We start from the raw sequence: 17,819 nt of genomic DNA on the forward strand, positions 1-17,819 counted from the left end.
TAACCTATTCTGTAGGAGAGGATGGCGGCTTGTCATGTTTTTGATTGCGCCATTTGTTTTTTTGTTTTCCGGAAATGTATTTGCGGCGTTTAATTTGATTACTGGCCCGGTTGTCGATAGTTATGGCTCTTGTTCTTGGCGAGATAACGGGGATGGAACCAGTACGCTAAATCTCGTTATGAACTTCAAGAAGGCATTCACCGGTCAAGGTAGCTTTGTTTATTTTAGTACGCGCGGGGTTATGATATATACATACGATAAGTACGGAAAAATGAATCCGAGTGGTAATAGCGCGAAAAAGGTCTGGATTAATTCTGTTCCGCATGCCTCTTCTTATTCTGGGAGTGATTACGTAATATACCATGGTGTTGCACCAACCGGAGCGAGCCCTCAATGGAGTATTCGTGAGCCATTCGCGGCTGAAGTAAGTGTTTTGATCGACAATTATAAAATTTCCGACTGGCCCGCAGTTTCCATTCGCGCTGGTAATTATACTAACAAGGATGATGTCGCTGAAGTAACCGGTGGCGCGTATTTCGATCGGAACAATACCGGTAGTAGTTGTAATATCATTGACCCGGAGAAGCCGCCGCCGCCCGCCATCGCTATTGGCATGACCGCGCCGGACTGGAATCTGGGTGAACTGCCCGAGGGAAATGGAGAGAAAATTTTCCCGAACAGTTCGGATCAGCTTTGTTTTACCTATTCGGGTACGGCGGTGAGCGGCAAGCAGTTCATCATCAACGCCGGCAGTGCCAATGGCGTTGTCAGTAACCTCTATCGCCTCAAAAACCTGAAGGACGCGTCGCAACTCATACCCTATAGCCTGACGCTCGATAGCGGCACGTCGAATGTGACGTTGCCGAATGCGAACAAAAAAGCACTGTCGTTCAATAGCTCGGGAAAAACCTGCTTTGTTCCGACATTCAAGACGACGGTCGACCCGAACATCAAGAGCGGCGATTATAGCGACGTCCTGACGTTCACTGTCGTCACCAAATCGTAGGAGCGCAAGTGAAAACGTCCACCCTCTGTAACGCGCTGATTGCGCTGCTGTTCGTGCCTGCCGTCGCACTGCCGCAGACCGTGGCCCTCACGGGAAAGACCAAGAGCAAGATCACGGCGCACGTGGCCGGTCGGGACATGCTGACCGTGACCGACGACAAGGATGGCTGGTTCGACAAGGGGCTGGAAATGCAGCAGCTCGGTGGCTGGACGACGCCGTATGAGGTGCAGGCGCGGTTGAAAGTCGTATCGACGAGCGGTGCGTTCCAGGTTCGCATGGACGACCCGCTGACGATTCGCAACCAGTCGAATGCCGCTCAGGTGTTCCGGTCGCCGAAGGTGCTCCTCGGCAACGAAGGCGGGGATCCGAAGGCGCTGTTGGTTGGCCAGAGCGTGCAGTTTCAGAACCCGGCGCCGCCGGTGGCCGGTACGGACTCGGTGGGCTACTACGGTCTCGCCATTTCGGCCTATCCGCCGGAAGGCGATTTCAAAAGCACGGTAGGTACATACGCCGGTGTGTTGTCGATGACATTCGAACCGGTCATCAAGGCGCCTTGACGAACGATCGTCATGCCAGGCGCTCCCCCAATCCTCCACTGATTGACACATGAACATGAAGCAGCTTTCTTCCGTATTGTTTGGCGTTTGCGCGGTGGCCTGCCTGTCCATGTCGGCGCCATCGTTCGCCGCGATCGACCTGATGCCGAAAGAAGCGAAGGTCGACGCGAAGGTGACGTCCGTGCAGGTGGTCAACAACGGCGATCGGCCCGAATACGTGAGCATTTCGCTGTCGCGTCTGCTCAACCCGGGCGCGCCGCTGGAGGATGAGCGGCTCGAGCCGGTTGGCGAATCGACGCATCCGTCCATCTATGCGTATCCGTTTCGCATGACGCTTTCGCCTGGTCAAACGAAGGCGATCATTCTCAAGCCAGTGCGCGCGGTCGAGACGGAGACCGTTTACCGGCTCGACGTCAAGCCGGTCGTCAAGGTGCTGGGGGCCGAGAAAAAGGCGGCGACCGCCAATATCGTTGTCAATCTCGGATTCAGCGGATTGGTTCGCCAGTTGCCCGACAAGGAGCGCCGGACGCTTTCCGTCACGTGCGAAGCCGATGGTGCGCGCGTAACCGCGACAGGTACCGTGCGCTATCCCGTAACGGGTGCCGAAGCGGACGGCCAGAAGCTCGACGATTTCAATGTCTATCCGGGGGTGCCGCTGCCCGTGCATGGGCGCGTCGTGAAGATTCCGGGGTATCCGGCGTGTGAAGGCCACGCGGGATAATTCGACGTTTCGATGCGGAATTGGCAACCGGTTCATTCGCATATCGCCTGCATTCTCCGAATGACACGGCGCGTACCCTTGGACGCTGATGTGCGGGCCGACCGACAGGCTCGCGATTGTCCAACCTCGCCTGTCGAGCGCGACCAGCGCGACGATCAGCACGAACGCGTGACCACCCCGCGGTATGACCCGCGCAAACCCTTCCGGCGTGCCGTAGCGCATCTGCAGCAACGGGATCGCCGCGATGGCGGCAACGGCGACGGTGCCCCATATGGGTGACGGCCGAGGCCGTCATCGATCGCATCGAATACAGGCACATGCGTCACGGCATGTGCGGGCAGGACGGCGATCCGGTATGCACCGGCGCTCATTGACGCGATGCACGAGCATGCCGCGCATCGACGCGCGGCATCATTGCCCGCCTGTTGCTCAGCCCTTTGCGACGACGTCGATGCGCAGCGCTTCGCCGCCGGCGACGATCGCGAGCAGGCGATCGACGTTCGGGTGCGCGCCGGGGCGGTTGCGTGCGTCGGCGGTGTGCTCCGCGAACACGGCGAGGCCATGCTCGGCAGCCTTCGCGTCGAGCGCGCCGAATGCCTGCTTCAGGTAGTGGTACACAGCGAGCGAACCCTGCTTGCCGGGCTGGTTCTCGATGCTGGCGACCACGTCGCCGTTCGCGCCGACGAGATCGATGCGCGCGATGCCGTCGATGGCCGGCAATTGCGCGAGGTTGTCCTTGAATACTGGGGTAGCTTGAATCACTGAAAACACTCCGTCGGTTCGGTCTTGGGCCAATGAGGATGGCCGGCCGTATCTTATCCGATCGGCTGCGGCGCACCGGCCGGCGCGGCCGGCGCGCCTGCGTTGCGCGAGCGCTCGATATCGGGGCTGCGATACGCGCGCTCGGGAATCTGGGCGAGCCGCGACGCGTGCACTTGCTGCGGCGCGAGGCCGTAAAACTTCTGAAAACTCATTATCAGCGGCGACCATTTGTCCGGATCGATGCGGTCTTGATGGCCGTCCATCAGCAGGTCGGGATGCACGTGCACGCGCTGGATGCGCAGCTCGAACACCATGATCTTGCCGCGCAGGTCGGGTGTTTCATCGGCGAGGCCGTGCGTGGCCGCGACGACCGCTTCCAGGTGAACCGGGCATTCGAGCGCGCGCGGCGGCGACACGGTTAGCGACGCCGCTTCGGTAAGCCCGGCCGTGCCGAACTTGTCGGGTTCGTATACATAGCCTCTCGCCCGCTTTCCGTCGGGCACCGGATACGTGCCCGTCGTGCGCGCGATCCGGTCGACCGCGTGCGCCTGTGCCGACGACGGCAGGTTCAGCACGCATTCGCCGGTGCGCAGCAGGTTGCGGGTGGTCTGCGAGCTGGCGGCGATGCCGATCACGCCGCGCCAGCCGAGCCAGAACGCGGACGAGATCGGCGCAAGATTTGCTGTGCCGTCCGGGTTCAGCGTGCTGACCAGCACGACGGGCGTGCCGAAATAGAGGATATTCGGTTCGGTGACGCGATGCGGAGCGTTCATGGTCGGGGCCTTCGTTTCGTTGACGGATCAGTCCGCATGCTGATCCCGTCGCGGCCGCGCGGCGCTCCGATTCTTGTCGTGTCATCCAGCGGGCGGCGGCGCGATGGCGGAACGGAAATTGCGCGTGATGCGCGGGCGGCGCGCGGAAGGCGTCGGGCCATTGCGCCGGCCGGCTTCCGTGCCCGCGTGCGCCGGCATCGCGCCGGCTTTTCCGCTACAGTAGGACATCGCCGATCGCACCCGCCGACCCGGTGCGGTCACGTTCCAGAATTGCATATGAGGGCCCCGATGCACACCCCGCAACGCTATTCCGAAGAGGCGCCCACGCGCGCGGAAGTCGACGCACTCGCCGGCACGACCGTCATCGAATTCGGCGCGAACTGGTGCGGCATCTGTGCAGGCGCGCAACCTGCGATCGTGGCGTCGTTCGCCGCACACCCCACCGTGCGCCACCTGAAGATCGAGGACGGCCCGGGCCGCCCGCTCGGCCGTTCGTTCCGCGTGAAGCTGTGGCCGACGCTGGTGTTCCTGCGCGACGGCGTCGAAGTCGCGCGCGTCGTGCGCCCCGCCGATGCGAAGCAGATCGAAGCCGACGGCTTCGCTGCGCTGGCCTGAAGGCATCGCCATGCAACAGGCCATCACGCACGTCGCCGTCGACACACGCGGCAGCGGCCTCGTCGAATTCACGTCGCAGGTGCGCGCGTTCGTCGACCAGCAGTCGATCCGCACGGGCCTGCTCACCGTGTTCTGCCGGCATACGTCGGCATCGCTGCTGATCCAGGAGAACGCGGATCCGTCGGTGCAGCGCGATCTCGAACGCTACTTCGCGACGCTCGCGCCCGAGGACGACACGCGCTACGAGCACGACACCGAAGGCGCCGACGACATGCCCGCCCATTTGCGCACGGCGCTCACGCAGGTTCAGCTGTCGATTCCGGTCGAGCACGGGCGCATGGTGCTCGGCACCTGGCAGGGGATCTACCTGTTCGAGCATCGCCGCGCGGCGCACCGGCGCGACATCGTGCTGCATCTGATCGGCGAATAAACGGGAACGTGAGCGGTAACGCGCGACGCAGTGCTGGCGCGCGATGTCGTGCGCGTTTGCACGCGGCATACCGATTCAGCCGAGCAGCTTCTCGATGAGGGCGCCGAGTTCGCGCAGGTGCACGGGCTTCGGCAGGAATTCGTCGAACACCTGTTCGTTCTCGCGCAGCGCTGCCGATTCATAGGCGCTGACGCCGATGATTGCCGGATGTCGGCCGTCGTCGCCCGGTTGAGCGACCGCGCGAATGCGCCGCGCGACCTCGAAGCCGCTCAGGTCCGGCAGTTCGAGATCCAGCACCACGATGTCGTAGCGGCCCGTGCCGAAGCGCGCGACGCCTTCCTGGCCGGTGCCGCACAGATCGGCTTCGATGCCGAGCGCCGACAGCATCGCACCAAGCGTTTCGCGCGCGTTGTCGTTGTCGTCGACGACCAGCGCGCGCAGGTCGCGATGCGCGGCGGCGGCCGACCACGCGGGTGCTTCACCGGCGGCCTCGACGAAGTCGGGCACTTCGACGGGCAGCGTCACGACGAACTCGCTGCCTTCGCCGACCACGCTGCGCACGTCCACATGCCCGCGCAGCGTCGTGACGATTTCGCGCACGACGGCGAGCCCCATGCCGATCCCGTCCACGTGCAGCCCGACCGCGTCGTTCGCGCGGTAGAACGGCTCGAAGATCTTCGACAGGTGCGGCTTCGCGATGCCGGTGCCCGTGTCGCGCACGGCAAGCTTCAATTGCCGGCCGGCCGGCGCGTCGGCGAGCGTGATCGATACCTTGATCGACCCGCCGAGCGTGTACTTGACGGAATTCTCGATCAGGTTCGACAGCACCTGCCGCAACAGCTTGCGGTCCGAGCGGATCGCGAGATCGTGCGGTTCGACCTGCTGCGTGACCGCGATCCGCTTGGCCGCGATCTTGTCGCGCAGCGGCTCGATCACTTCGGCGAGCAGCGGTGCCATGCCGACCGTTTCCAGTTCGGCGAGGCGCTTCGTCGAGCGCAGCTTGATGTAGTCGGTCAGGTCCTTGACGAGCGCTTCGAGCGATAGCGCGGAATTCTGCAGCCGCCGGATCGTCTTCAGGTTCGCGTCGGACTGCGGGCGTGCGAGCAGGATCTCGATCGATCCGCAGATCGCCTGCAGCGGCGTGCGCAGCTCGTGGCTGACCATCCCGAGGAACGCGTTCTTCGCCTCGATCATCTCGAACGCGCGATCGGACGCCTTGCGTTCCGCGTCGAGCGCCGCGTCCTGCCGTTCGAGCAGGTCGTCGCGCGTGCGCATCGTATAGAACAGCAGCAGGAACAGCGCGCACAGGATCACGCCGAGCACGATGCCGAGGGTCAGGATCGCGCGCTGCTTTTCCTTCAGCTGATGGAACGTAAAATCGCGCTGCGCCATCTCGATCGCGCGGAAGTAGTTCGCGAGGCCGTTGACCTTCGGCCAGTATGCATTGACGTCGTCGATCACCTGCCGCGCATGCTTCGGCGCACCGCGCAGCAACGGCACGTCGCGCTTCAGGCGCGCCATGAATTCACCGAGCGCGGCGATCTCGTTGCGCGCGCGCGGGATGCGCAGCCAGTATTCGGATACCTCGGACGGCCGCTGCAGGAACCCGAACGACACCGACAGGCTGTCGAGCTGCATCTGCACGCGATCGAAGTCGTCGTCCTCGTGCGTCGCGTAGAGGATCAGCTGCCGGTCGAACCGCGTATAGACGTTCCGGTATTGCGCGGCCGTCCAGAACACGCCTTCGCGCGGCCCTTCGAGCACGCCCTCGTTGACCGATGTCGCCAGCAGATCCCACAGCAGGAACGCCCACGCGGCGAATCCCGTGATCCACAGCGATCCGAGGACCAGGATGATCTTTCTGTTTTTCCGCCGCGGCCGCGTCATTTCACTTCACGGTCAGGCCGATGATCTGCCACGCGAACTTGGCTTCGCCGAGCGGCGTCTTCAGCTCGTCGGGATACTGGTCGCGCGGATACATGATCCACAGCGGGCCGTAGTTGTCGTTGCCGAGCACCTTGCCGTTCATCGTTCGCGCGAGGATCACGCCGTACCGGTCGGCGTCGGACACGGGAATCGTGAACGTGTATTCGTCGATGCAGTGGAATTCGATCTGCGTGCCGTGCGCGCCGACGGCCTTCAGCACGTCGGACAGGCGCGGGCCGGTGAAGGTCGCCTTCGGCGTCCAGCTCGTCGACGTGACGATCGTATGCTGCGGCAGCGCCATCAGCGCCTGCTCGGAAAACACGTATGCCGTCTTGCCTTGCTGGTTGCTCTTGTCGATGTTGCCGTCGACGGTGAACGTAAACGACGAAGCGGCCCATGCCGCGGCGGCCATGCCGAGCAGGCAGGCCGTCAGCAGGCTCTTGGTCCAGATGGTTGAAATTCGCATGTCTTTCCCTCGGTCGTGCGGTGGTGGGGTGTCGCTCCGGTCTCAGCCCGCGGCGGCCACGGCCGGCAGCGCGATCTTCAGTTCGCGTGCCACTTCGGCGAACAGGATCGGCAAGCGCACCGGCTTTTCCTCGCAGCGCGCGTTGTAGTGCGACACGATGTGCGCGATTTCGTCCTCGCTCGCTTCCCCGGTCGAGATCTTGCCGGTCAGCAGGAAGATCGGCGCGCCGCTGTTCTCGCTCGAACGGATGCCGCGCACGAGATCGGCGGCGGTCTGGTCGCCGAGCATCCAGTCGAGGATGTAGCCGTCGAAATCCTCGACTTCCAGCGCCTTGCGGAACGTGGCGCCGTCGAAGTACGGGATCGCGTTCACGCCTTTTTCGATGAAATATTCACATACCGTCTCGGCGACGTCCCGCGAATCGTCGACCACGGCGATCCGCGCCGCGTACACGTTCGGCTGGCTCGAGCGCAGCTCGACGACGTCGACCGCATACGTGCGCCCTTCGCGTGCGTGCTGACGCTCGGTGACGATCCATTCGCCTTGCCACTGCAGCGCGACGAAATCCGTTTCGATCTGGCTGCTGGCCTTCGTCGAGATCGCGGCGCGGCAGCGAAAGCGCCGCGACTCGATCACGAGCGTCGCGTCGACCATCTCGGCCGCGGGCGGCTGCGCGCCCTTGTCGTCGAGCAGGATCGCGGGCGGCACGCCGAAGTGCGTCGCGATGTCCTGCAACTGCGACAGGTTCCACGGGATCAGGCCTTTCATCTTGCGCGTGACGACCGAGAAACTGAGACCGAGCACGTTCGCGATCGTCGTGTTGTGACTTCGCGGCGGAATGCCGTTCCGGTTCAGGAGGTCGCGCACCTTGTTGGCGGTGATCAGATCGACATTGGCCTGCTCGCTGTTGGGCATCTCGATGGGGTCTCCAGGGGTTTTGGGCGAGGAAGAGGATATCAAAAGTGACGCGTCATGCAAGCTTTGAAAAAGCGAAGGACCTTGACATGCCATTTTTCTCCATTATTATTGCTCACCACGTCACTATTGTTTGCCGCGTCATGTTTGGGATCGATGCCGGCGACAGCCGATACAGCGAAGAGCGGCGGCAATGAAGTAGTGACGGAACGATTCAAAGAGAGAACCTGAGAGAGCCTTGGGCAGCGTGTCGGCGTTGGCGGATTGTATCCGCTGCGCCGCGCGCGACCAGGTTGCGAGCCAAGCTCGCGGAGGTGAAAAGCTCGAAGAATTGCTGCGCGCGTCGTCGCGCTGAAGCAGGCCGCGAAGGCCCGGCCGAAGGCGGCATACGATCCCGGCCTGCGTTATTTCCGCGGCGACAAGGAATCGAAGAAGCTGCTCGAGTTCGCGCGCAAGGCGAAGAAAGAAGACGAAGAAGACTGGAAATGGCGCACGCAATGGCGTGACGTCTATTACGGCTACTGGTACTCGGGCTATCCGTACTACGGCGTCTGAAATCGGACGTACTGGTACGACTGACCGGGCCGAAAGCAACGGGGCGGCAGCGGGGAGACCACCATCGCGCCAAGCCGGGGGTTCATCGAAGTTCGTATGGACGCATAAGCCGAACAACGACTCTATCGATCGATAACGACATGAAGACCAACCTTTCCCGTCGTCTCACTCAAGGTGCGCTGGTCGCGATGCTTTGCGCGTCCGTCGCGGCAGCGTCGCACGGGTCATTCACAGCTCAATGACCCGCGCTCGCTGAATCGAGTGCCTCAGGTGCGCCACGTCATCCGTGGCGCATCTTTTGCCGCCGGCTTGCCGGCGGTATTTCGTTTACGTCCGGGCCGCGCCCCTCAAGCGATCTCGCTGAAAAATTTCAATCACGTCCCAAGCGGACTTTCCTGTTCTCGTACGCGAAGCGAACGCTGACGCTGCCGTGACGGTTGCGCACGAGCGGCAGCGTGACGAGCGCACGGCACACGCTCGCCTTTTTGCTGCAGTCGAGATCCCCGATTCGCCGCCGAGCCGGCACGTCATGTCGGAACGGGCGACGCCGATGCGCGTCGATACCGAGCCGGCTGTCACCTGAAACAACGCGCGTAAGTAGCGCTGGCGGGCGTTGCTCGGGACGCGCGGCGAAACCTGCCGCCCATGCGCAGCGGCGCGTTGACGCCGCCTCTGGTCGCAACGCCGACACACGTCGCAGTCGTCGGCCATCGCGTTCGCGGGATGGCAGTGTTTTCACGCCGGCTCGCGAAATGATCCGGCACACATCACGCGGCTTGCTCGGTCACTTGACATCAATAGACACGCCTTGTAGGCAGGGGCTTCATTGGCAAATAGTACAAGAAACATATCTATGCCAATTAGTTTAGGACATGAACGATTTAAAACACCAGATCGTAGTGGCAGTATCAAGTCTTACATCGTTTCGATAAGCGATGGGCTTGCGGTAAGCAGAGGGCGTCGGTCTCGTTGAAGTTGTTGGGCCACGTCAGCCAGGTGCGAAATTTAACGATCCGTGACGTTTGATTGAAGGTCCATGTCAATCGATTCAGATTCGCATTACTAAACAACACATGAAATCGATCATCGGTCCGGGATTCGATTCGTGCCGGCGTGGCGTGCATTGCGTGTAGATGCACCGCCGTTCCGTCGCCAATCGATCGCGACGGATGATCGCCCAGGGTTATGCCTTCGTTCAACCAAACTAGATATACCCCCGCCGTTCGCGGAACAGCTTCACGGTTCAGGTTGCTGGACGCCGTATTGCTCGTCGTCACCGCATGGGCAGCGAGAAGCTGGCTGGGCGGCTCGCCGTCTGCCGGATCTGATGCGGTGCTGATCGCCGTTTCGATCGCGTGCGCGCTGGTCCTGTTTCCGTTGGTCGGTGTGTACGGCGATCCCGAGCGCCGCCTGTCGTGGCGTCGCGTGTGGCTTGCGCCGGCCTGTCTGGCCGTCGCGTTGTGCGTCGGCGCGATTTCCGTCATGGCGCACGACCGGCAATTTCCGGTCGCGCTCGGCTGGCTAGCCGGCTGGTTCGCGCTGTCGGCGGTCGCGCTCGTCGTGTCGCAGGCCGCGCGGTGGTGTCTCGGTGTTTTCGCGGCGGCGCGGCATGCCCGGCGCAAACCGGTTGCGCTCGTCGGGCATCGCGAACGTTGCCGGGCGCTCGTCGGGCGCGATGCGCGGCAAACGGGGCGGTCGTTCCAGATCGCCGCGATCTTCGACATGTCCGGTTCGTCGCCGATCGGGCCGGAAGAGCCGGCCGTGCATCGTGACCTCGCCGAATTCGTCGAGTACGTGCGTCGCGCCCACGTCGGGGAGATCTGGATCGTGCTGCCGCTGTCGGAGGCCGATCGCGTCGGCGAGATCGTCCACGCGTTCGCCGAGGATCTGGTCGACATCCGCTTCATGCCCGACCTCACCGGCATGACGCCGCTTCATCCGAACGGGGCGCTTCGTGGTCACGCGCTCGATCTCGTCTCGTCGCCGCTTTCAGCGCGGGCGCTGGTGGGCAAGGCGGTGTTCGACCGCGTGTTCGCGGGCCTGGCGTTGATCGGAATCGCACCGCTGATGGCCGTCGTTGCGCTGGCGGTGAAGTTGTCGTCGCCGGGGCCGGTGCTGTTCCGGCAGCAACGCAGGGGCGCTTACGGGCGCATCTTCACGATCTACAAGTTCCGGACGATGCGCGTGCCGGACACGCGCGAGCCGGGCGAAGTCCGGCAGGCGACGCAAGGCGACCCGCGCGTCACGCGTGTCGGCGCGCTGCTGCGACGCACGAGCCTCGACGAACTGCCGCAGTTCTTCAACGTGCTGAAGGGCGACATGTCGGTGGTCGGGCCGCGCCCGCATGCGGTGGAGCACGACCGCTTCTACCAGCCCCTTGTCGACGGCTATATCCAGCGCTACCGGATCAAGCCGGGCATCACCGGCTGGGCCCAGGTCAACGGGCATCGCGGCGAGACGGATCGCGTCGAGAAGATGCAGAAGCGGGTCGAACACGATCTTTATTACCTGAACAACTGGTCGTTTGCGATGGACGTAAGGATCGTGGCGGCGACCGTCCTGTATGGATTCACGCATCGCAATGCCTATTGAATGACGCGTCGATGCACACGCTCTGGACAACGGAAATGGAAACTGGAAAACGGCCCGGGTCACGGGCGCAACGCTTGCGATCGGCAATGACGGTCTTGCCCGTCGTGCTGCTGTCTGCTTGCACGATCGAACCGGGCATGCATATGAACCTCGCGCACGATGCGGCGCGGGATGGCGGTATCGCGACGCAGGCATACGAAGGCGGCCTGGCGGTGTCGATGCATCGCATCGTCGCGGCACCGTCCGGCCAGCCGCGAAACGCACCCGCTTCGCGTGAAGCGGCGGCATCGGTACCGATCGGGCCGATCGACGGCGAGCTGATCGCGGCCCAGCGGCGCGAGGCGAGCGCACAGGAGGAACGCACGCGCGCGGCGCTCTTTGCGGTGCCGGCGCCGTACGCGATCGACGCGGGCGACGTGCTGCAGATCACCGTTTGGGACCACCCCGAACTGGCCGCGGCGCAGGGCAATCCGGGCACGCAGCAGGTGCGCGCTGCCGATCCGCCGGCGGGCTTCGTCGTCGATCAGGCCGGCAACCTGGCCTTTCCGTACGTGGGCGAACTGCATGTCGCCGGCATGAGCACGAGCGAGATTCAGTCCGCGCTGCGCGCGCGGCTGTCGAAGTGGTTCGTCGCGCCGCAGTTGACGGTGCGCGTCGCGTCGTATCGCGCGAATCGCGTCTACATCGACGGCGAAGTTCGCGCGCCGGGCGCGCACCCGCTCAACGACACGCCGATGACGCTGCTCGAAGCCGTCACGCGCGCGGGCGGCTTCACGGCCGACGCCGATCAGAGCCGCATGACGCTCGTGCGCGACGGTGCCGCCTATCCGGTCGACCTGCCGGGCCTGATTCGCGAGCGCGTCGATCCGTCGCGCATCGTGCTGCGCAACGGCGACCTGCTGCAGGTCGGCGCGCGCGACCAGTTCGGCGTGTACGTGATGGGCGAAGTCAACAAGCCGACGACGGCGCTGCCGCTGCGCAACGGCCGGCTCACGCTGGCCGACGCGCTGTCGCAGGCCGGCAGCGTGAACCAGGGTACGGCCGACCCCAGGCAGACCTACGTGATTCGCGCCGGCGCGGACCGGCAGGCGCAGGTGTTTCATCTGGACGGCAGCTCGCCGGTGTCGATGGTGCTCGCCAATGAGTTCGAGCTGCAGCCGCGCGACGTCGTGTACGTCGACAGCACGAAGCTCGCGCGCTTCGGCCGCGTGCTCGCGCAACTGCTGCCGGCCATCAACGCGGGCCTGACGGCCGCGATCGTCACGAAATGATGAAACGGATCCTGGTGGTGTGTACCGGCAACGTATGCCGCAGCCCGGCCGCGCGGGCGCTGTTGTCGCGCGCGCTGCCCGGTCGCACGGTGGAGTCGGCCGGCGTCGCGGCGATCGGCGGGACGGCGGTCGACCCGGTGATGAATGCGCTGTTGATCGAGCGCGGCTTCGACCTGTCCGCGCATCGGGCCCGACGCGTCGATGAACGAACCTGCCGGTGGGCCGACCTGATTCTGGTGATGGAGGTCGCGCAGCGCCATCTGATCGAGCGGATTTGCCCGATGACGCGCGGCCGTGTGTATTGCCTGACCGAGCGCTACCAGACCGACGTTCCCGATCCGTACCGCCGAAGCCGCTACGTCTACGACTACGCGATGAGGCTGATCGAGCACGGCGTGGCCGATTGGGCCGCGCGGATCGCCACCTTCGAACCGAACCCGCAGCCGCATCCGGATACCGGCGCGGATGCGCCGGAACACTTGCAGTGAGCCTCAAATGAACGCATCGAACCCACGCCAACCTCATTTACACGACGCCGACGAACTCGACGTGCGCGGCATCCTCGACGTGCTGATCCGGCACGCAGGCCGCATCGTCGCGGTCACGGCGGCGTGTGCCGCGCTTGGAGCCGGCTATGCCTTCGTCGTGAAACCGGTCTACAAGGCAGACATTGCCGTGCAGGTGGAAAGCGGCGGCTCGGACCTGCGCAGCATGGCGGACGGCGGGCTCGTCGGCGGCCTCGGCGCGCTGTTCGACGTGAAGTCGACCGACGACGGCGAGATGGAAATCCTGCGCTCGCGGCTCGTGACCGAACCGGTCGTCGACGGTCAGCGCCTGCACATCGAAGCGCATCCGCGCCGCGTGCCCGTGATCGGCTCCGCCGTCGCGCGCTTCAATCGCAGGCTGTCGACGCCCGGCTTGTTCGGGATCGGCGGGTTCGTCTGGGGCAACGAGCGCATCGACGTTCCGGCATTCGACGTGCCGCGCGACTTCCAGAAACACACGTTCATCGTCACGTCGCTGGGCGACGGGCGCTATCGCCTGTCCGGCAGCGATCTCGATCGCGATGCGGAAGGCGCGATCGGCGAGCCGCTGCGCGTGAAGACGGCCGCCGGCGACGTGACGCTGCAGGTAGCCGGCATCGAAGCCGAAGCGGGCGCGCAGTTCGTCGTGAAGGCGGATTCGAGGCAGGTCGTGCTCGCCGAACTGCAGAAGAAACTGACGATAGCGAACCGCGGCAAGGATCAGTCCGGCGTGATCGGCGTGTCGTACGAAAGCCATGATCCGGTGCGCGCGGCAGCCGTGCTGAACGCGATCGCCGACAACTACGTGCAGCAGAACGCGAGCCGCAAGGCGGCCACCGCCGAGAAGTCGCTGGCGTTCCTGAGCGACCAGGTCCCGGCCGTGGAGCGTCAGTTGCGTGCGGCCGAAGATCGCCTCAATGAATACCAGGCCCGCCATGAAATCGTGGACCTGACCGAGCAGGCGAAGGCGATGCTGACGCAATCGACCGCCGCGCAGATGTCGCTGTTCGAGCTCGAACAGAAGCGGCGGGCGTTGGCGTCGACGCTGACGCCGGCTCACCCGGAGCTCGCGGCGGTCGACCGGCAGATCGCCGCCGCCAACGCACAGATCGGGACGATCAACGACACGATCCGGCGCTTGCCCGATGCGCAGCAGAACGTCGTACGCCTGCGCCGCGACGTGACCGTGCAAACGGAGATCTACGTCGGCTTGCTGAACAGCGTCCAGCAGCTTCGCCTGGCGACCGCGAGCAAGATCGGCAACGTGCGTGTGATCGATCGCGCGATCGTGCCGGACAAGCCCGTGCGGCCAAGGCCGGCGCTGGTCACGGTGATGGCCGCGCTGATAGGGCTCGTGCTCGGCACGTGCGCCGTGATCGGCCGCGCGGTGCTGTTCGGCGGCGTGACCGATCCCGCGGAGATCGAGCGCGACACGAACCTGAACGTGATGGCGACGATTCCGCACAGCGTTGCGCAACACCGGCTTGCGCAGCGTGACGCCGCGGCAGGCGGGGCGACGGTCCTGGCGCTGGCGCGACCGAACGAACCCGCGGTCGAGGCGCTGCGAAGCCTGTGCACGGCACTGCGGTTCCAGTTGATGGACCAGCCCGACGGCAACCGTGTGCTGATCACGGGGCCGTCCGCGGGTGTCGGGAAATCGTTCGTGTCGGGCAACGTGGCCGCGCTGCTCGGACAGTCGAACAAGCGGGTGCTGCTGATCGACGGCGACCTGCGTCGCGGCAAGCTGGCCAAGCGCTTCGGCCTGCGGCCGGAGATCGGCCTGTCGACCGTCCTTCGCGGCGGCGCGACCGCCGCCGACGCCATCGTGCGCGACGTCGCGCCGAACGTCGACCTGCTGCCGGCCGGCCCGTATGCCGATCGGCCCGTCGAACTGCTGTCGTCCGATCGTCTGTCGGCGTTGCTGATGCACGTTGCACGCGATTACGACGTCGTGCTGCTCGACGCGCCGCCGCTGTTGCCGGTGACGGACGCCGTCGTCCTTGCCGCGCAGGCGGACACGATCCTGCTTGCGGCACGTGCCGGCGTGACGACCTCGGGCGAACTGCTCGAAGCGTCGAAGCGGATCGAACGCGTCGGCGCGCGCGCGACCGCGGTCGTGTTCAACGGCTTCCGGCCGGGGCTGCGTTCCGCCCGGTATGGCAACTACGGCGCGTACGGGTATGACAACGCCGATTCGCAAACCGCTGCGGATCGCACGTGATCCGCCGACGGAGATTCCAATGACCCATCACCACGAAAACATCCTCGTCACGTTCGGCACCCGCCCGGAAGCCATCAAGATGGCGCCGCTCGTCCACGCGCTGCGGGCCCGCGAAGGCGTGCGCTGCGGCGTCTGCGTGACGGCCCAGCATCGCCAGATGCTCGACCAGGTGCTCGACCTGTTCGGCATCGTGCCGGATTTCGATCTCGACCTGATGCGCGCCGGGCAGACGCTCGGCAGCCTGACCGGGCACATCCTCAATGCGCTCGATCCGGTGCTGGAATCGTTCCGGCCCGATCTCGTGCTCGTGCACGGCGATACGACCACGACGCTCGGCGCGACGCTCGCCGCGTACTACCGACGCATTCCGGTCGGTCACGTGGAAGCCGGGTTGCGCACCGGCAACCTGTATTCGCCGTGGCCGGAAGAGGCGAACCGGAAGGTGACGGGCGCGCTCGCGCTGCATCACTTCGCGCCCACCGAAACCTCACGGGCGAACCTGCTGGCCGAAGGCGTCGACGCCGCTCGCGTGCACGTGACCGGCAACACCGTGATCGATGCCTTGCTGACGATCACCGGGCGCCTCAAGCACGACCGGGCGCTGGTGCGGCAGATGCGCGAGCGGTTTCCGTTCGTCGACGACGAGCGACGCATGATCCTCGTGACCGGCCACCGCCGCGAGAACTTCGGCCGCGGTTTCGAGCAGATCTGCGAAGCGATCGCGACCATCGCGAAGCGCTATCCGGAGTGCCGCATCGTCTATCCGATGCACCTGAATCCGAACGTGCGCGAGCCCGTCACGCGGCTGCTCGGCGACATCGGCAACGTCGTGCTGATCGAACCGCAGGAGTACTTGCCGTTCGTGTACCTGATGAGCCGCGCATGGCTGATCCTGACCGATTCCGGCGGGATCCAGGAAGAAGCGCCGTCGCTCGGCAAGCCGGTGCTCGTGATGCGCGACACCACCGAGCGACCGGAAGCCGTCGCGGCCGGCACGGTGAGGCTGGTCGGCACCGAAGTCGAGCGGCTGGTCGGCGCGGTGGTCGAGCTGTGGGACGACGGCGCTGCCTATCGCGCGATGAGCCGCGCGCACAACCCGTACGGCGATGGCCGTGCAAGCGAGCGGATTGCGGATCTGCTGGTCTCGCCGCCGATCCTGACGCAGGGGCCGGCATACCTGGCCGGCTCGCCCTGCTGAATCCCCCGACGTCTGGAGAACCTCATTCATGTCATTCGAAACCATTTCCGTCATCGGGCTGGGCTATATCGGCCTGCCCACCGCGGCGGCCTTTGCCGCGCGCCGTAAAAGCGTCGTCGGCGTCGACGTGTCGCAGCATGCGGTCGACACGATCAATCGCGGCGAGATCCATATCGTCGAACCCGAACTGGACATGCTCGTGCATGCCGCCGTGACGCAAGGCTACCTGCGCGCGACGGCGACGCCCGAGCCGGCCGATGCGTTCCTGATCGCGGTGCCGACACCGTTTGCCGATGGCAACAAGCCTGACCTGACCTATATCGAGGCCGCATGCCGGTCGATCGCGCCGGTGCTGAAGAAGGGCGACCTGGTGGTGCTGGAGTCGACTTCGCCGGTCGGCGCGACCGAAAAAATTGCCGCGTGGCTCGCGGCGCACCGCCCGGACCTGAGCTTTCCGCAACAGGCCGGCGAGCGCTCGGACATCCGTATCGCGCATTGCCCCGAGCGCGTGCTGCCGGGCCATGTCGTGCGCGAACTCGTGGAGAACGACCGCGTGATCGGCGGCATGACGCGCAAGTGCGGCTCGCGTGCGCAGGAGCTGTACGAGGTGTTCGTGCGCGGCGAGTGCATCCTGACCGATGTACGCACCGCCGAAATGTGCAAGCTGACCGAGAACGCGTTTCGCGACGTGAACATCGCGTTCGCGAACGAGCTGTCGGTGATTTGCGACCAGCTGGACATCAACGTATGGGAGCTGATCCGGCTGGCGAATCGCCATCCGCGCGTCAGCGTGCTGCAGCCGGGGCCGGGCGTGGGCGGCCATTGCATCGCGGTCGATCCGTGGTTCATCGTCGATTCCGCGCCGGAGCATGCGCGTTTGATCCGCACCGCGCGCAATGTGAACGACGACAAGCCGCATTTCGTCTACGAGCGCGTGCGGCAGGCGGCGAGCCGGTTCCGCGAGCCGGTGATCGCGTGTCTCGGGCTTGCGTTCAAGGCGGATATCGACGATCTGCGCGAGAGCCCCGCGATGGAGATCGTCGAAGCGCTGGCGAAGAACGCCGGCGCGACGCTGCTGGTCGTCGAGCCCAACATCGCCGTGTTGCCGGCAGCGCTGGAAGCAACGACCCGGCTGTGCGAGCTGAACACCGCGCTGGCCGAAGCCGACGTGATCGTGATCCTCGTCGATCACGCGCCGTTCCGGCGCATGGACCCGGTGCGGCTGCAGACCAAGGTCGTGATCGACACGCGCGGCGTGCTGGCGCGCGGGTAACGGACGGGCGCACA

General features: G+C 64.8%; 17 protein-coding genes and 1 pseudogene. 13 read left to right on the plus strand and 5 right to left on the minus strand.

Going from position 1 to position 17,819, the window contains the following annotated elements; translation table 11 throughout:
- The first annotated feature begins 34 nt into the window (after positions 1–34).
- From KVT39_RS09005 to KVT39_RS09015, 3 genes are read left to right on the plus strand one after another with little or no spacing between them, the layout of a single operon-like run.
- The gene (locus tag KVT39_RS09005) at positions 35–1,006 is read left to right on the plus strand and encodes a hypothetical protein (protein WP_217588607.1); all 972 of its coding nucleotides are present in this window, start codon (positions 35–37) and stop codon (positions 1,004–1,006) included.
- Between the two features lie 8 nt (positions 1,007–1,014).
- Positions 1,015–1,563, plus strand: coding sequence for a hypothetical protein (locus KVT39_RS09010; protein ID WP_217588609.1), 549 nt, complete (start codon positions 1,015–1,017; stop codon positions 1,561–1,563).
- A gap of 49 nt (positions 1,564–1,612) precedes the next feature.
- Positions 1,613–2,284 carry a hypothetical protein gene (locus tag KVT39_RS09015; RefSeq protein WP_254640403.1) on the plus strand — a complete coding sequence of 224 codons (672 nt, stop codon included), beginning with the start codon at positions 1,613–1,615 and terminating at the stop codon, positions 2,282–2,284.
- 429 nt (positions 2,285–2,713) lie between these two features.
- On the opposite strand, the gene KVT39_RS09020 is transcribed toward KVT39_RS09015, so the two are convergent.
- Complete coding sequence (locus tag KVT39_RS09020) at positions 2,714–3,046, minus strand: DUF2322 family protein (protein ID WP_034181882.1); 333 nt, start codon at positions 3,044–3,046, stop codon at positions 2,714–2,716.
- A 53-nt stretch (positions 3,047–3,099) separates the two neighbouring features.
- A complete protein-coding gene (locus KVT39_RS09025; RefSeq protein ID WP_217588610.1) occupies positions 3,100–3,819 on the minus strand; it encodes a flavin reductase family protein in 720 nt (239 codons plus the stop codon).
- 288 nt (positions 3,820–4,107) lie between these two features.
- On the opposite strand from KVT39_RS09025, the gene KVT39_RS09030 reads away from it, so the two are divergent.
- Both KVT39_RS09030 and KVT39_RS09035 read left to right on the plus strand, forming a co-directional pair.
- Positions 4,108–4,434, plus strand: a complete 327-nt coding sequence (locus KVT39_RS09030; RefSeq protein WP_034181884.1) for a thioredoxin family protein — start codon at positions 4,108–4,110, stop codon at positions 4,432–4,434.
- Between the two features lie 10 nt (positions 4,435–4,444).
- Positions 4,445–4,864, plus strand: a complete 420-nt coding sequence (locus KVT39_RS09035) for a secondary thiamine-phosphate synthase enzyme YjbQ (RefSeq protein WP_217588612.1) — start codon at positions 4,445–4,447, stop codon at positions 4,862–4,864.
- A gap of 75 nt (positions 4,865–4,939) precedes the next feature.
- Here the strand turns inward: KVT39_RS09035 and atsR are convergent, their stop codons facing one another.
- The 3 genes from atsR to KVT39_RS09050 are packed head-to-tail and all read right to left on the minus strand — an operon-like array spanning position 4,940 to position 8,171.
- A complete protein-coding gene (gene atsR, locus KVT39_RS09040) occupies positions 4,940–6,751 on the minus strand; it encodes a hybrid sensor histidine kinase/response regulator AtsR (protein ID WP_217588613.1) in 1,812 nt (603 codons plus the stop codon).
- A 1-nt stretch (position 6,752) separates the two neighbouring features.
- A complete protein-coding gene (locus KVT39_RS09045) occupies positions 6,753–7,256 on the minus strand; it encodes a molybdopterin-dependent oxidoreductase (RefSeq protein WP_034181887.1) in 504 nt (167 codons plus the stop codon).
- Positions 7,257–7,298: 42 nt separating this feature from the next.
- A complete protein-coding gene (locus KVT39_RS09050) occupies positions 7,299–8,171 on the minus strand; it encodes a helix-turn-helix domain-containing protein (protein ID WP_034181888.1) in 873 nt (290 codons plus the stop codon).
- A gap of 47 nt (positions 8,172–8,218) precedes the next feature.
- Here KVT39_RS09050 and KVT39_RS09055 point away from each other — a divergent pair, with 47 nt between their 5' ends.
- The 8 genes and pseudogenes from KVT39_RS09055 (at position 8,219) to wecC (ending at position 17,805) form a co-directional block, all read left to right on the plus strand.
- Positions 8,219–8,368, plus strand: coding sequence for a hypothetical protein (locus KVT39_RS09055; RefSeq protein ID WP_181152253.1), 150 nt, complete (start codon positions 8,219–8,221; stop codon positions 8,366–8,368).
- Between the two features lie 41 nt (positions 8,369–8,409).
- Positions 8,410–8,726 (plus strand): annotated as a pseudogene (locus tag KVT39_RS37910) (hypothetical protein).
- A 1,185-nt stretch (positions 8,727–9,911) separates the two neighbouring features.
- Entirely contained in the window at positions 9,912–11,318 is a 1,407-nt protein-coding gene (locus KVT39_RS09060; protein WP_217588622.1) for an undecaprenyl-phosphate glucose phosphotransferase, read from the plus strand.
- 86 nt (positions 11,319–11,404) lie between these two features.
- Positions 11,405–12,589, plus strand: a complete 1,185-nt coding sequence (locus KVT39_RS09065) for a polysaccharide biosynthesis/export family protein (protein WP_243566008.1) — start codon at positions 11,405–11,407, stop codon at positions 12,587–12,589.
- The gene (locus KVT39_RS09070) at positions 12,586–13,077 is read left to right on the plus strand and encodes a low molecular weight protein-tyrosine-phosphatase (protein WP_217588623.1); all 492 of its coding nucleotides are present in this window, start codon (positions 12,586–12,588) and stop codon (positions 13,075–13,077) included. The genes KVT39_RS09065 and KVT39_RS09070 overlap by 4 nt, the downstream gene beginning before the upstream one ends.
- Before the next feature lie 7 nt (positions 13,078–13,084).
- The gene (locus KVT39_RS09075; protein WP_081938484.1) at positions 13,085–15,334 is read left to right on the plus strand and encodes a polysaccharide biosynthesis tyrosine autokinase; all 2,250 of its coding nucleotides are present in this window, start codon (positions 13,085–13,087) and stop codon (positions 15,332–15,334) included.
- 19 nt (positions 15,335–15,353) lie between these two features.
- Entirely contained in the window at positions 15,354–16,532 is a 1,179-nt protein-coding gene (gene wecB, locus KVT39_RS09080; protein WP_034181890.1) for a non-hydrolyzing UDP-N-acetylglucosamine 2-epimerase, read from the plus strand.
- A gap of 28 nt (positions 16,533–16,560) precedes the next feature.
- Positions 16,561–17,805: a UDP-N-acetyl-D-mannosamine dehydrogenase gene (gene wecC, locus KVT39_RS09085; protein WP_217588628.1), complete on the plus strand. Its 1,245-nt coding sequence runs from the start codon at positions 16,561–16,563 to the stop codon at positions 17,803–17,805.
- The last annotated feature ends 14 nt before the right edge of the window (positions 17,806–17,819 follow it).

The sequence above is a fragment of the Burkholderia sp. GbtcB21 genome (genome assembly GCF_019091065.1).
Lineage (GTDB): Bacteria > Pseudomonadota > Gammaproteobacteria > Burkholderiales > Burkholderiaceae > Burkholderia > Burkholderia pyrrocinia_C.